General features: G+C 37.5%; 11 protein-coding genes. 2 read left to right on the top strand and 9 right to left on the bottom strand.

Translation table 11 applies throughout. The annotated features are described in order from the left end of the window. The first annotated feature begins 2 nt into the window (after positions 1 to 2). Together ACNARN_RS01555 and ACNARN_RS01550 are read left to right on the top strand one after the other, a co-directional pair. A complete protein-coding gene (locus ACNARN_RS01555) occupies positions 3 to 608 on the top strand; it encodes a DAK2 domain-containing protein (protein WP_368926730.1) in 606 nt (201 codons plus the stop codon). A gap of 18 nt (positions 609 to 626) precedes the next feature. Beyond that, positions 627 to 1,538, top strand: coding sequence for a dihydrodipicolinate synthase family protein (locus ACNARN_RS01550; protein ID WP_198619496.1), 912 nt, complete (start codon positions 627 to 629; stop codon positions 1,536 to 1,538). 110 nt (positions 1,539 to 1,648) lie between these two features. Here the strand turns inward: ACNARN_RS01550 and ACNARN_RS01545 are convergent, their stop codons facing one another. From ACNARN_RS01545 to ACNARN_RS01505, 9 genes are all read right to left on the bottom strand, one after another. Further along, positions 1,649 to 2,617: a threo-3-hydroxy-L-aspartate ammonia-lyase gene (locus tag ACNARN_RS01545; RefSeq protein WP_416304053.1), complete on the bottom strand. Its 969-nt coding sequence runs from the start codon at positions 2,615 to 2,617 to the stop codon at positions 1,649 to 1,651. Between the two features lie 4 nt (positions 2,618 to 2,621). After that, on the bottom strand, positions 2,622 to 3,011 hold the full coding sequence (locus ACNARN_RS01540; RefSeq protein WP_349443122.1) for a RidA family protein: 390 nt from the start codon (positions 3,009 to 3,011) through the stop codon (positions 2,622 to 2,624). A gap of 84 nt (positions 3,012 to 3,095) precedes the next feature. Then, positions 3,096 to 3,842, bottom strand: a complete 747-nt coding sequence (locus tag ACNARN_RS01535) for a hypothetical protein (RefSeq protein ID WP_416304052.1) — start codon at positions 3,840 to 3,842, stop codon at positions 3,096 to 3,098. Between the two features lie 286 nt (positions 3,843 to 4,128). Next, positions 4,129 to 6,579, bottom strand: coding sequence for a glycogen/starch/alpha-glucan family phosphorylase (gene glgP, locus ACNARN_RS01530; RefSeq protein WP_416304051.1), 2,451 nt, complete (start codon positions 6,577 to 6,579; stop codon positions 4,129 to 4,131). Between the two features lie 45 nt (positions 6,580 to 6,624). Continuing rightward, a complete protein-coding gene (glgA, locus tag ACNARN_RS01525; RefSeq protein WP_416304050.1) occupies positions 6,625 to 8,058 on the bottom strand; it encodes a glycogen synthase GlgA in 1,434 nt (477 codons plus the stop codon). Beyond that, entirely contained in the window at positions 8,055 to 9,404 is a 1,350-nt protein-coding gene (glgC, locus tag ACNARN_RS01520) for a glucose-1-phosphate adenylyltransferase (RefSeq protein WP_416304049.1), read from the bottom strand. Before glgC ends, glgA begins: the two co-directional genes overlap by 4 nt. 21 nt (positions 9,405 to 9,425) lie before the next feature. Continuing rightward, on the bottom strand, positions 9,426 to 11,495 hold the full coding sequence (gene glgX / locus ACNARN_RS01515) for a glycogen debranching protein GlgX (protein WP_198625636.1): 2,070 nt from the start codon (positions 11,493 to 11,495) through the stop codon (positions 9,426 to 9,428). Position 11,496: 1 nt separating this feature from the next. Next, positions 11,497 to 13,680, bottom strand: coding sequence for a 1,4-alpha-glucan branching protein GlgB (gene glgB / locus ACNARN_RS01510; RefSeq protein ID WP_368926740.1), 2,184 nt, complete (start codon positions 13,678 to 13,680; stop codon positions 11,497 to 11,499). A 364-nt stretch (positions 13,681 to 14,044) separates the two neighbouring features. Further along, positions 14,045 to 14,926, bottom strand: coding sequence for a LysR substrate-binding domain-containing protein (locus ACNARN_RS01505; RefSeq protein ID WP_368887666.1), 882 nt, complete (start codon positions 14,924 to 14,926; stop codon positions 14,045 to 14,047). Positions 14,927 to 14,964: the final 38 nt, after the last annotated feature.

The following is a 14,964-nucleotide window of genomic DNA, read 5'->3' as shown; positions in this document are numbered from 1 at the left end:
CGATGAATATTACGCTTGATATGCTCAAACAAGCGGTGATCCGTATCGCTATTGCTTGCGAGCAATCTCAATCAATGCTATGTGAAGCAGATAGTCGTCTAGGTGATGGGGATTTAGGGATCACCATGCAAAAAGGCTGGCGACAAATTGCAGATGATTCACAAGATTGGCCTGAAGATCTAAGCAAAGCACTTTTCCAATGCAGTAAATCATTACAAAAAGCCTGTGCTTCTTCTTTTGGTACATTGCAAGCAACCGCTTTTATGGCAATGGCCAAATACTGCAAAGAAAACCAACTTCAAGAAATATCGTCCTCCGACATTTCATCGCTATTAACTATTGCATACCAAAGCATGATGGCAAGGGGAAAAGGGGAGTTAGGGCAAAAATCCGTACTCGATATTCTTTACCATTTATCTGAAGCGCTAAAACCAACTTTAGCTATCGATAGTTTAAAAGCAGCAGCCTTACAAAGCGTCGATAGTACGCTTAATGAATTTCGCCAAAAACCTAATTTATTAGGTCGAGCCCGTATGTTCCCAGAAAAATCTATTGGTTTAGATGATCCGGGTATGTTGGCAATTAAAGTTATTGTTGAAGCAATCTGATTTAATAAAGGTCTTTATATGAAAAAATTATTTGGCGTTACAGTGGCAATGGTTACTCCGTTTGATTCGAACGATCAAGTAGATATTAAAGCGTTATCTGCATTAACTGAAATGCTAGTAACCAAGGGCGTTGATTGCCTTTATCCTTGTGGCACAACGGGTGAGATGTTGCGTTTATCTGCATTAGAACGTAAAAATGTTGCGAAAACCGTTGTTGAAACAGCGAATAAACGTTTACCTGTCTTTATTCATGTTGGTGCAATGACATTAACTGAAACCATTGAATTAGCCAAACACGCAGTTGAAATTGGTGCCGATGGTATTGGTGTGGTGACGCCACAATTTTTTGGTGTGACAGACAGAGAATTAGAAAACTATTTTGTGACAGTGGCAAATAGTGTGCCGGATAATTTCCCTGTTTATCTGTATAACATTCCGCAATGTGCGGCAAATAATATAAAACCTGAATTAGCGGCAAAAGTACAACAACAGTGTAAAAATGTAATTGGTATTAAATACAGTTTTGCTGATAACAATACAACATTAAGCTACCTTGCTGTAGCCGATAATTTTTCCGTCCTTCATGGCTACGATAAATTATTCCTAGGTTTATTAGATGCGGGCTGTGACGGTACGGTTTCTGGTTGTGCTTGCGTATTCCCTGAGCCTTTTGTAAATATGTATAAAGCTTATATCGCAGGTAATTACCAAGAAGCGAAACAGTGGCAACAATTTTGTGTGAAATTTAGTGATGCACTTAAGTCTGGCGCGAATATGGCAATATTTAAATCGGCATTAACCATGCGTGGTTTAGAAGGTGGTCATATGCGTTTGCCACAACTCGATTTATTGCCTGAAGAAAATCAACAATTAAAAGAAAATCTGACTCAATTATGTAAAAAAGCAGGTATCACTTTTTCACTTAATTAAAATTTGTTAAACAAACGCCCCCGTTATTTTAGTTGATTGGTTGTATGTTGGTGTTTTTAAGCAGTATAGGTTTTTCTATACTGCTTTTTTTCATATTAGAACATGCAAGTTTATTGCGCTAAAAATAGACCATATTGCGCGATATCGACATTGCCACCGCTGATAATAATACCAATTTTTTTTCTTTTTAACTTATCTCCAAATTGACGAGCAGCCGCTAAACTTAAACAGCCAGTTGGCTCTACAATTATTTTCATTCGCTGAGCGTAAAACTGCATAGCCAAAATTAATTCTTCATCTGTTGCCGTTAAAATATCGTTCACATGGTTACGAATAATCTCAAAAGTATAATTGCCTAAGTGCTGAGTTTGCGCACCGTCTGCAATTGTTTTCGGTGTATCAATATGAATGATTTCGCCTTTGCGTAATGATTGTTGTCCGTCATTTCCGGCTAAAGGCTCCACGCCAAATATTTTACAATCTGGTGAGAGAGCTTTGGTTGATAATAAAGAGCCAGAAAGTAAGCCACCACCACCTAATGGAACAAATAGCATATCTAATGCACCCACTTCATCAAACAGCTCTTTTGCCGCAGTACCTTGTCCAGCAATAATATGAGGATGATCGTAAGGTGGAATTAATGTTAGGCCTTCCTTTTGTGCCAGTTGTTGCCCAATTTCTTCACGATCTTCTGTATAACGGTTATAGGTGATCACGCGACCACGATAGCCTTTTGTGGCTTCCATTTTTGCCTTTGGTGCATCTTCAGGCATGATAATTGTTGCAGGAATACCTAATAGCTTTGCCGATAAAGCTATAGCTTGTGCATGGTTGCCTGATGAGAAAGTCACGACACCATTTTTACGTTGTTCTGCGGTAAATTGAGATAACGCATTCATCGCACCACGAAATTTAAATGCACCCATTCGCTGAAAGTTTTCACATTTAAAATAAAATTGCGCCCCTGTTAGCTCATTAATAGTGCGAGAGGTTAAAACCGGTGTTTTATTCAGATATGGCAGAATGCGTTGATGAGCTTCAGTAACATCTTTATAAGTGGGAGCAAGTAACTTATTCATAAGATTATTCCTTAATAACAACGGCTTCAATTTCAATTTTACTCCCAAAATGTAGCTCTTTTACACCCGCCACTAATCTTGCTGGTCTATGCTCGCCAATCCATTTTGCATATAACTCATTAACGATAGGCCATTCATTAATATCTGTCACATAGACTTTAACTTGAGCAATATCGGTTTTCTTTGCATTTATTCCGATAAGGCAAGCTTGTAAATTTTCAAGGACTTGTGTGATTTGTACTTCAACAGGTTTGTCTGCTAAAGGTTTACCTTGTTTATCTAAGGGTAATAACCCTGAAATAAACGACATATTGTTTGCAGTCACGACATGAGAGTAATGCCCACCAGGTAAAGAGAGTGCTTCAATATTTTGTTGGATAAGATGTGAGGTCATTGTGTTTTCCTATTTCACTTAAGTTAGATAAAATGTACATCTGGTTATACATAATGTCTATCATTAGATCAATAGTTTACTTTTTTATAAAAAAATAAGAGTACGCGTAGAATAAGGAGAAGCTAATTTATCTTCAGGAGTAACTAAATTTCGTTCAGCGATTTCTTTCACTGCATCTTTTATTTTAGAAAAATCAACTTTATTTTCTGATAAAATATTGTAAATATATTCAGCTATTAAACAATAAGTTTCATATTTTGAATGTGAATCATTAGCAATTCCTAATTCATCTATTGCTTTTACAACTTCAGGGATATCTTGTAAATGTTGGATTATCGTGCTTTGAGCCGCATTATTATCTAAATCTAGATTAAATTTTTTAGAAATTAAAAAAAATAAAATTTTTTTAGTCTCTTTGTTCATAATAAATTTTTCATCATGATATAGATTGTCAATTTCTCGATTAATTCTTGAAGAAGGAAAAATTTTTATTTCATTTTCCCACCAGTCTGAAATATATTCATCTATTTTTCCATAAGCTTTATTTAATAATTTTATTGATTTTTCTCTGTTTTCGGTATTAATTTTGTAAGAGGATATTTTGGTGGGTGTATAAAGTTTTAGTATTTTTGATAGTAATTCACGACTAATTTCTGCAATATTTATACTAACCTTTTTTCCATTACAACCACAAGATATGTCTTTTAAAGGGGTGTTTTTAATATCTTTAATATTATTAAAAAGTTTCGTATAACCTTTTAAATTATAGTCATTAAAAAAAGCTCCTGTATTTTGCTTTTTAATTACAAAGCTATTGGAAATATTTTTCATAAAAACTCCTTTTGTCATTAAAGGAAATTTTGACAGAATAAATGATAAAATCTTTCATAAATAAAACAAATAAATCTAATAAGAAACAGGTAAAAACATATCACTACTTTTTTATAATATTAAGTATAAGGTTTAATAAGAACAACGTGTTATTTTCCACGCTGTATAAATCGCCATTAATGGTGCTAATGCTAAAAATAAAAAGAATTTTGTCTTAAACGATAAAAGCAAAAACCGCACAATAAAGCGCGGTTACTGTTCTGACCTTAGAAGTTTAGCTTAGTTTTTACAATGTAATCGCAGAAGCTTTCCAAATTCGTTGCATATATTCTGTTACCGCACGATCCGCAGAAAAATAACCCATTTGGCAGATATTTAACGCAGATTTTCTCAACCAAGCATCTTCATCTTGATAGAGAACATCAACACTATCTTGAGTATCAACATAACTACGATAATCGGCTAATACCTGATAATGATCGCCAAATTCAATTAAGCTATCGAAAATTGATTTGTACTTATCAGGATCCGTTGGGTTAAAGAAACCATTAGCGATTTGATTAAGCACAGTGTGTAACTCAATATCTTCATCGTAATAACGACGAGGGGAATAACGCTGTCTTAATTCCGCCACTTCTTGTGCATTGTGGCCAAAGATAAACATATTATCGAAACCAACATGTTCGCCAATTTCAATATTCGCGCCATCAAGTGTACCGATGGTTAATGCACCATTTAGGGCAAATTTCATATTTCCTGTACCAGAAGCTTCTGTTCCTGCTAATGATATTTGTTCAGATAAATCTGCCGCAGGGATAATATGTTGCGCTAAACTTACGCCGTAATTAGGAATAAAGATCACTTTTAGTTTATCTTTAATACGCTCGTCATTATTAATCTTACTTGCAATATCGTTGATAAGATTGATAATTTTCTTCGCATTATAATAGGCTGAAGCAGCCTTACCGCCAAAAATAAATACGCGAGGTACCCAGTTTTTCTCTGGATTTTCTAAAATGCGATTATAACGAGTGATAATACCTAACACATTCAGAAGTTGACGTTTATATTCATGAATACGTTTGATTTGTACATCAAACAGTGCATCAGGATTAATATCAATCTTTAAATCTTCCTTAATGATCTGAGCAAGATTTTGTTTATTGATACGTTTTGAATCTTTTAATTGGTGCAAGAAATTTTTATCTTTTACCAATGGCATTAATTCACCCAATTGCTCTAAATTAGTTCGCCAGTTTGTACCAATATGGCTATCAATTACTTTAGAGAGAGAAGGGTTTGCTAATGCCAACCAACGACGTGGTGTGATCCCATTGGTAATATTGCAGAATTTCTTAGGATAGATCATCGCAAAATCAGCAAATAAAGATTGCACCATTAGTTGGCTATGAAGTTCAGAAACACCATTAACCTGATGACTAATAATAACCGCTAACCATGCCATACGAACATTACGGCCATTCTCTTCATCAATAATAGAAACACGACGCAATAAATCGTTATCGTTAGGGAATTGTGCTCTAACTTGTTTCAAGAATTTATCATTGATTTGGAAAATGATTTGTAAATGGCGAGGAAGCGAACGGCCTAGCATGTCAACAGGCCAAGTCTCTAATGCTTCACCCATTAATGTATGGTTGGTGTATGAGAATATATGAATAGTTTGTTCCCATGCCTCATCCCAGCTAAATCCATGATTATCAATCAGCTGACGCATTAACTCAGGAATAGCAAGAACAGGGTGAGTATCATTAAGATGAATTGCAATAAAATCTTTTAAATTATCAAAGCGTTGATGCAGATGATAATGACGTTGCAAAATATCTTGAACAGAAGCACTCACTAAGAAATATTCTTGCTGTAAACGCAACATTTTACCTGACATTGTTGAATCATCAGGATAGAGAATACGAGAGATATTTTCAGAGCGATCTTTTGCTTCTGTTGCTTCTAGATATTCACCTTTATTAAATTTACCTAAGTTAAACGCAACATTTGATTTGGCTGACCACAAACGAATGGTATCTGTCGCTTGGGTGTTATAACCAGGAACAATAGAATCATAAGGTTGTGCCATAACATTAAAGGTATCGACCCAATAATTTTTCTCACCTTCTTGTTGCAAACGTCCGCCAAAATCGACTTCAAATTGCAGATCATGACGAGGGAATTCCCAAGGATTACCTTTTTCAAGCCAGTTATCCGCAACTTCATGTTGTTCGCCATTTTTAATTTGTTGGCGGAACATTCCGTATTCATAACGAACACCATAACCTGTAACGGGATAACCTAGTGTGGCACAAGAATCAAGGAAGCATGCAGCCAATCGACCTAAACCCCCATTACCTAAACCTGGATCGGGCTCGAGTTCGATTTGTTTTTCAAGATCAAGACCTAACTCTTTTAATGCCTCTTTGACTTCGTGATAAACACCTAAAGAGAGCATGGCGTTTGTCAAAAAACGCCCCATGAGAAACTCCATCGAAATGTAATAAACTTGTTTTACTTTCGGTGAAAGCTCTGCTTTGGTCGATTTTAACCAACGCTCTACTAAACGGTCTCTAATAGCGTAAGAGGTTGCATTTAACCAATCTGTTGGTGTTGCATATTTTGGCGACGTACCAACGATAAACATAAGTTTATAAACAATGGAACGCTTTAATGATTCAATATCCTTATCGGGTGATAAATAATCAAATTCACATAAATTTTTCATTATAAATCTCTTTTTGTTATCCACTGGTTCAAATAGACTTCATGTCTATAAATTTTGATACAGTGTCGCATACGTTTTTGCCGCGGTTTCCCAACTAAAAATAGTTTGAGTCATGCCATCAGTTTGAGCTTGTTGCCACTGTTTAGGCATACCCCATAAGGTAAAGGCTCGGTTTATAGCTTGACGCAGAGAGTCAGGAGTCGCTTCATAGAAAACAAAACCAGTCGCTTGGTGATGCGCTAAATTTTCTAATGAACAATCATTAACCGTATCGGCTAATCCACCTGTGTGTCTTACTAAAGGTAGGGCTCCATATTTCAAGCCATATAACTGAGTTAACCCACAAGGTTCAAAACGACTAGGCACCATAATCACATCAGCACCTGCGACAACTTGGTGTGAAAAACTCTCGTCATAGCCAATATGTACCGCTACATTTTGCGGATACTGTTGTTGTGCATGTAAAAATGCCGCTTCAAGGTGACTATCGCCAGTACCTAATAAAATAAACTGACCGCCTTGTTCAACGATATCAGGGAGCGTTTCAATCACTAAATCGAGCCCTTTTTGCGAAGTTAAACGACTGACAGCTGCAAAAAGAGGGGCGCTATTGTTAACAGGTAAACCACATTTTTTCTGTAATGCGGTTTTATTTTCTAAACGCTTATTCAGGTTTTTAACATCGTAACGACGCGTAATTAAGCCGTCTGTTGCAGGATCCCAAACGGCCTCATCAATACCATTTAAGATGCCACTTAATCGCTGTTCATAAGCGCGTTGGCGTAATAATCCCTCTAAACCGTAACCAAATTCGTGAGTGGTTATCTCTTTGGCATAAGTTGGGCTGACTGTCGTAATATGGTTAGCATAAAAAAGACCTGCTTTTAGGAATGAAATTTGCCCGTAATATTCCAGCCCATTAATTGAAAAACTGTAATCAGGTAATTCAAGCTGATGCAGATGATAGGGTGAAAACTCGCCTTTATAAGCCAGATTATGAACAGTAAAAACAGATTTTGCGGAGTAATGTTTAACCGCGAGATAAGCACAAGCTAGTCCTGCATGCCAATCATGAGCATGAACAACATCCGCTCGCCATAAGGGATCTAATCCCGCTGATAGCTCACTTGCCACCCAACCTAACAGGGCAAAACGAAAAACATTATCACCATAAGGATGTTGATGTTGATCGTGATAAGGACTACCTGTACGTTGATAAAGATGAGGTGCATCAATAAGATAAATATCAACACCGTGGTATTGTCCGTAAAGCAGAGAAACATTACCTGCAAACGTATCGATATTAGTCACTAATTTGAGATCGGGAATATTATCTTTGATAGCAGGAAACGCGGGAATAACCACCCGCGCATCTAAGCCTATTTTTTTCTGAGCTAAAGGCAAAGAGCCCATAACATCAGCTAATCCCCCTGTTTTTAGCAGAGGGAATAATTCAGAACAACAGTGAAGGACATTCACGAAAATGCCTCCTCATTTTGAGGTTTTTGTTCTGCACTTGTTTCAGTTGGATTTTCTTTTTCTTTACGTGCTAGTTGCTCAAGCATTTCTCTTGTTATAAGCACGATGCCTTCTTCAGTGCGGTGGAAACGCGCAGCATCTTCTTCTGCATTCATCCCAATCACTGTGCCTTCTGGAATTGTACAGCTACGTTCAATAATGCAGCGTTTTAAGTAGCAATGATGGCTCACCGTCACATCAGGTAAAATCACAGAATCTTCAATATGGCAGAAAGATTCAACACGAACTAATGGGAATAGAATAGATGAATAGAGCGTTGAACCATTGATAATACAGCCGTCAGCAATCAGCGAGTTCATCATTTGTCCATGTTCACCATGATTATCTTGAACAAACTTGGCTGGTGGTAAAGGTGTCATAAAGGTGCGGATTGGCCAATCTTTCGCATACATATCAAGCTCTGGTGTTACAGAGGCTAAGTCGAGATTAGCTGCCCAATATGCTTCAATAGTACCTACATCGCGCCAGTATGGTGGTACTGAAGGATCTGAGCTGACACAAGAGAGTTCAAATGGGTGGGCAAGAACATCACCACGTTCTGTGATCTTAGGAATGATATCTTGGCCAAAGTCATGATGTGAATTTGGATCGCTGCTATCTTCTTCCAATAAATCAAAGAGATAATCTCTATCTACCACATAAATACCCATACTTGCTAATGAGTGTTCTGGATCATCAGGAATACAAGGTGGGTTTGATGGTTTTTCTAAGAAATTGAGCACTCTACGATTTTCATCGATATCCATAATACCAAATTGGAATGCATCTTCTTTAGGAACACGAATACAAGCTACGGTGAATTTTGATTTGTTTTCAACGTGATCAAGTAATAAACGCGCATAGTTCATTTTATAAATATGGTCGCCAGCTAAAATCACGACATATTTTGCTTTGTAACTACGAAGAATATCGAGGTTTTGATAGATAGCATCAGCTGTACCCATATACCAATGTTCGGTATTACGACGTTGCTGAGCGGGTAATAAATCAACGAACTCATTCATATCTTCGTTAAAGAATGACCAACCACGTTGAATATGTTGAACCAAAGAGTGCGATTGATATTGGGTGATTACACCAATACGACGAATTCCTGAGTTAAGACAGTTTGATAGCGTAAAGTCAATAATTCGAAATTTCCCACCAAAGAAAACCGCCGGTTTTGCACGTTTTGAAGTCAATGCTTTTAAGCGTGTACCACGACCTCCCGCTAAAACGAGTGCAATTGCCTCTTTAGGAAGTTGTTGTGCCAACATTAATTTTTGGCCTTGTTCTGTTGTCATCATAGTTATAGCACTCCAATCAAATTACTTAACTTGGGAGGAAATAATGGGTAATTTTTCAGTAGAAGACTGAGTATAAAAAACGCTATTTCGCCAAAGGGTGATACTGTTAGGTTGTATTTCACAATGCTGAGATTGTGTCGGGTGACAATCAGGCCAGCTAACCGTATCAAGCAAGCAAGACCAAGACCCTTCAGGTAAAGAAAAAACAGCGCTGTTTCTTAATGGGTTAAACATTAAGATCCATTGTTGCGCTAAAAGAAGTTGTAATGGTGAGGGTGGAAGTTGTTGCCATTCTTCATGACTCATAGGTTGAGCATTCTGATTTAACCAAACCACGTTTTGGCTATCTTCTTCCCACCACTTAAGCGAACTTAAAGGTGTAATTTGGTGACGTAATTCAATAAGGTGGCGAATGTAATCAGTTAAATCATAAGGTTGTTGAAACCATTTGATCCAACTGACTTTATTATCCTGACAATAAGCGTTGTTATTACCATATTGCGTATTACCCACTTCATCACCGGCGAGTAAATGAGGTGTTCCTCTAGAAAGCAGTAAGGTTGCAAGCATATTCCGAGTTGCAAGCAATCTGTGTTGACTTATTTTTTCGTTGACTATCAAACCTTCTTCACCAAAATTCACACTGTAATTGGTGTTATGTCCATCTAGGTTTGATTCTCCATTCTCCTCGTTATGTTTGTTCTGATAACTCACTAAATCCCGTAGTGTAAAGCCGTCGTGGCTTGTTATCATATTGACGCTAGAATAGGGAGGTCTACCGTTTTTGTGATACAGCTTTGCAGAGCCCGTAATATTGTCTGCAAATGTCGCAATAGCCACATCACGCCATAACCAAAAACGACGAATAACATCGCGATAGCCATCATTCCATTCTGTAAATGGAACAGGGAAATTACCGACTTGATAACCATCAGAGCCTAAGTCCCAAGGCTCTGCGATAAGTTTGATACGTGACAGCAGCGGATCTTGTCGTATCGCTGTCAGTAGTGGTGATTGAGTATCAAAATAAGGAACTCGACCAAGACTTGTCGCTAAATCAAAACGAAAACCATCGATATGAAATTCTGTCACCCAATAACGCAGGCAATCCATAACCCACTGCACTGTTTCAGGGCGACTTAAATTTAGAGTATTGCCACAGCCAGTCCAATTTTGTGCTTTATTTTCGTCGTTTAGCCAATAATAGCTTTGATTATCAATACCGCGCTGCGAAACAATATAACCTTCATATTGATCACTTAATTCTGCTGTGTGGTTGAATACCACATCTAAAATCACTTCAATATTGGCTTTGTGTAAACACCTTACTGCTTCTCGGAATTCATCCATAATATTCCGACCTGTGTTGGAATAATATTGTGTCGATAAAGCAAAGGGCGCTAATACGTTATAACCCCAATAATTTTTTAATCCGATTTTATGAAGATGTGGCTCTGTTAAATGGTATTGAACGGGTAACAGTTCTAATGCTGTAATACCTAATTTTTGCAAATGCGTAATAAAGGCAGGATGCCCTAATGCTGCATAAGTGCCCGCAATTTTCTCGGGTATTTCAGGATGAAGCTTTGTCAGCCCTTTTACATGTCCTTCGTAAATAATGGTTTCTGACCACGGCGTATTTAAACGCTGATACGTGCCTTTTTCTTTATAAGAATGGCAAAAACAACCACTATCATCTGTGATAACTGCTTTAGGTGTAATCGCACTATCATCATGCTCTAATGCATTAAAAACAGGGGAGGTGTAAGGCAATGTATTATCAACAATACCTGTCACCTGTTTTGCATAGGGATCTAATAATAGTTGCTGAGGTTGATAGAACAATCCTTGCTCTGGGTTCCATTCGCCTTCTACACGATAACCATAATGTAAACCTGGCCCTGCACCAGGCAAATATCCATGCCAAATTGCGCCCGTTTTACCTGGTAATGGGTAGCGGATCTCTTTGCCTGCTTTATCAAACAGGCAAAGAATGACTTTAGTGGCATTTTCACTAAAGAGTGTAAAGTTTACTCCATAGCCATCATAATGACTGCCCATAGGAAAAGGGCGACCATAATCTAAAGACATATTAATCCTTCAATCTTAAATACAGCGTCGCAAGCGGAGGCAGTGACAATGGCAAGGAGTGAGGTTTGCCATTAAATGTACTTGCGGTTGCTTCTATTTCACCTAAATTTCCTACATTACTGCCGTTATAAAACTCAGAATCACTGTTAAGAATTTCCTGATAAGTACCTGCTTTATTTACGCCGACAACGTAATTGTGATGAACAACAGGCGTGAAATTACTGATAATAATAATTTCATTGCCTTGCGCATCTTTACGGCAAAAAGCAAAGACAGAGTTATCGTGATCATCAACGGTAAGCCATTCAAAGCCTTCGCGTTCAAAATCACATTCATAAAGCGGAGCATTAGCTTGATAGGAAAGATTTAAATCACGTACAAAGTGTTGAACACCTTGATGTGGGCTATTTGGTTCTTCGAGAAGATGCCAATCTAAGCTACTGTCGTGGTTCCATTCACGCCATTGTGCAAACTCACATCCCATAAATAGCAGTTTTTTGCCGGGATAAGCCCACATAAAACCGAGATATGCACGTAAATTGGCAAATTTTTGCCAATCATCGCCCACCATGCGGCCAATCAACGAACCTTTACCATGCACAAATTCATCATGAGAAAGAGGCAGAACAAAGTTTTCGTTATAGGCATAGAGCATGCCAAAGGTCATTTGATTGTGGTGAAATTTACGGTAGATAGGATCACGTTGCATATAAGCTAACGTGTCATGCATCCAACCCATATTCCATTTGTAATTAAAACCTAAGCCACCATCATCAGGCGGTAAGGTAACACCCGGGAAATCAGTAGATTCTTCTGCAATTGTGACAGTACCGGGGCAAGTTGTGCCCAGTAATTTATTGGTATGGCGAATAAAATCAATGGCTTCTAAATTCTCACGTCCACCGTGTTTATTGGGTATCCATTCGCCTTCTTTTCGGCTGTAATCACGATAAAGCATGGAGGCAACAGCATCGAAACGGAAACCATCTAGTGCAAAATGCTCATGCCAATACAATAAATTACCAGAAAGGTAATTCAGCACTTCATTGCGCCCATAGTTATAAATTAAAGTATTCCAATCGGGATGAAAGCCTTCACGTCTATCCGCATATTCATAGAGTGATGTGCCATCAAAATTACGTAAACCGTAATCATCTTCAGGGAAATGACCAGGAACCCAATCTAAAATAACGTTAATTTCTGCTTGATGTGCTGCTTCAATAAAGTCACGGAAATCCATTGGGGAGCCAAAGCGACGAGTTGGTGAATATAACCCTAATGGTTGATATCCCCATGAGCCATCAAAAGGATGCTCATTAATAGGGAGCAACTCAATATGAGTAAAACCCATTTCTTTAACATATGGAATTAACTGTTCAGCTAATTCGCGATAGCTTAACCAGCTTTGATCGTCAGTATGTCTACGCCATGAACCTAAATGAACTTCATAAATAGACATAGGTGCATTACGCTGATTCGCTTGCTGACGCGATAATGGCATTGGTTTGATTGGTGGTAATGTATTGATAATTGATGCGGTTTCAGGGCGTATTTGTGTTTCAAAAGCATAAGGATCGGCTTTTAATCGACGTTCACCATTCGCATCAAGAATAGAATATTTATAACAATCACCTAGATGAGCTTGTGGAAGGAAGAGCTCCCATATTCCACTTTCACGGCGTAATCGCATTGGAAAACGACGTTCATCCCAGAATGAGAAATCGCCTACAACACTTACGCTTTTTGCGTTGGGCGCCCATACAGCAAAAGTAATACCATCGATATCACCCAGTTTTGCAGGGTGTGCGCCTAAACATTGGTAAGGGCGGGAGTGATGGCCTTGCGCTAAAAACCAAATATCCATTTCTTGCAATAAAATGCCAAATTGATAGGGATCATCAACGACACCTTGTGCATTTTCCCACGTTACATCTAAACAGTAACTAAAACGGCGTTTACGTCGGGGGATAGCACCACAGAAAAAACCACTAGGGTGTTTACGCTCTAGTGTTGCTACTTTTCGGCCATTTTTTCTATCGATGACACTGACTGCAACTGCATCTGGTAAAAAAGCACGAACCTCTAAACCTGCCGATGTTTCATGCATACCAAGAAGTGCAAAAGGATCAGATTCATACCCATTAATTAGTTTTTCTATTGCTTTTTTTGTCACAGCTACAGACATCTTATCGTCCTTCGTTGCTAGCAAATAAATTAATAAATTTTATATATAAATATCAGCATAGAACGTTAATTTAAGTTAAACAATAAGTGTTTATAACAGATTATTTAAAATCAAAATAATTTAAATAAGTTAATTTACTTATTTCTTTAGCTTAATATATTGAGTTTAAATAAATTTAATAATATGACAGAGAAAGATCGCGAATTATAAAAACAGCACGATTAGCGTTTTTACCTATTCACAAAAAGAAGATAAACATTAGATGTTTTTAATAAAATAGCTGTAAATTAGTTGTAAAAAGTATAATGCATAGGATTGAAATCGCTATTTCTATGAAAAAAAATTACTTATTTCATTAGTGAAATTAACTTTTTTGTTGGGTGAGCCATTGTTCAAAATCAAGATGTGTTTTGGTTTTTTGTACACCCAATGGTGTTAAAGCGTAGTAGCTTATCGGTACAATTTGGATATTTGGAAATAACACTTTTAAAGTACCGCTATTTATTTCATTCGACAAAATCGAAACAGGGCCAATACCGAGGCCTAATCCTTCAATAATGGCTTGAAGAGAAATATGAAAGTGATCAAAGCGATAGTGACGTGAGAATGAACGCTGAGTATTAAGATGAGTCGCTATTAACCATTGTTGCCAATGACCAGGGCGGGTAAGTGTATCAATAACGGGGCAGTCAAAAACATCTTCAAATCTAGTGACGTTGTAACGTTTTAAGAATTTTTCAGAAGCAATTAAACAATGTTTATCCTCTAAAAAAACAACGGATGAATACTCTTGTTGCTGAGGTTGAGGGCGAATAATCAGATCATCATGACTAATCAAATGAAATCGCTCGCTATTTGCAGAAGCAACTTGGATATTTGCATTAGGATATTGAAGATAAAAATCCTCCATTCGCGGAATAAGCCATTTTAAACAAAGTGTTGTAGGAACACTGATATTTAAAATATCGTTTTTTCCACCATTACCATAACGAAAACCAATATCATTTAATTTATCAAAAACGTCACTTAACTCTTGCGCTAGCGTCAATGCATAAGGAGTGGGTACGCGGCGTAAACCTTGTTTATTGAATAAGGTGACACCAAACCATTTTTCTATAACTTGGATATGACGACTGATCGCACCATGAGTGACACATAATGTCTGTGCGGCTTCAGTATAACTTTGGCTATGGCAAGCGACTAAGAAAGCACGCAATGAAGGTAATGGAGGAAGGTTTCTCATCATAATTTTCTCATTATAGTTTATTCATCATAAATAAAGCG

The sequence above is a fragment of the Proteus sp. TSJ240517 genome, from assembly GCF_047921575.1.
In the GTDB taxonomy this organism is placed as follows: Bacteria; Pseudomonadota; Gammaproteobacteria; order Enterobacterales; family Enterobacteriaceae; genus Proteus.
This window is presented reverse-complemented; position numbering and strand designations above follow the sequence as displayed.

Coding starts and splice junctions, on each gene's coding strand:
- ACNARN_RS01555 (WP_368926730.1), top strand. CDS start 3: ATGAATATTACGCTTGATATGCTCAAACAAGCGGTGATCCGTATCGCT.
- ACNARN_RS01550 (WP_198619496.1), top strand. CDS start 627: ATGAAAAAATTATTTGGCGTTACAGTGGCAATGGTTACTCCGTTTGAT.
- ACNARN_RS01545 (WP_416304053.1), bottom strand. CDS start 2,617: ATGAATAAGTTACTTGCTCCCACTTATAAAGATGTTACTGAAGCTCAT.
- ACNARN_RS01540 (WP_349443122.1), bottom strand. CDS start 3,011: ATGACCTCACATCTTATCCAACAAAATATTGAAGCACTCTCTTTACCT.
- ACNARN_RS01535 (WP_416304052.1), bottom strand. CDS start 3,842: ATGAAAAATATTTCCAATAGCTTTGTAATTAAAAAGCAAAATACAGGA.
- glgP (WP_416304051.1), bottom strand. CDS start 6,579: ATGAAAAATTTATGTGAATTTGATTATTTATCACCCGATAAGGATATT.
- glgC (WP_416304049.1), bottom strand. CDS start 9,404: ATGATGACAACAGAACAAGGCCAAAAATTAATGTTGGCACAACAACTT.
- glgX (WP_198625636.1), bottom strand. CDS start 11,495: ATGTCTTTAGATTATGGTCGCCCTTTTCCTATGGGCAGTCATTATGAT.
- glgB (WP_368926740.1), bottom strand. CDS start 13,680: ATGTCTGTAGCTGTGACAAAAAAAGCAATAGAAAAACTAATTAATGGG.
- ACNARN_RS01505 (WP_368887666.1), bottom strand. CDS start 14,926: ATGATGAGAAACCTTCCTCCATTACCTTCATTGCGTGCTTTCTTAGTC.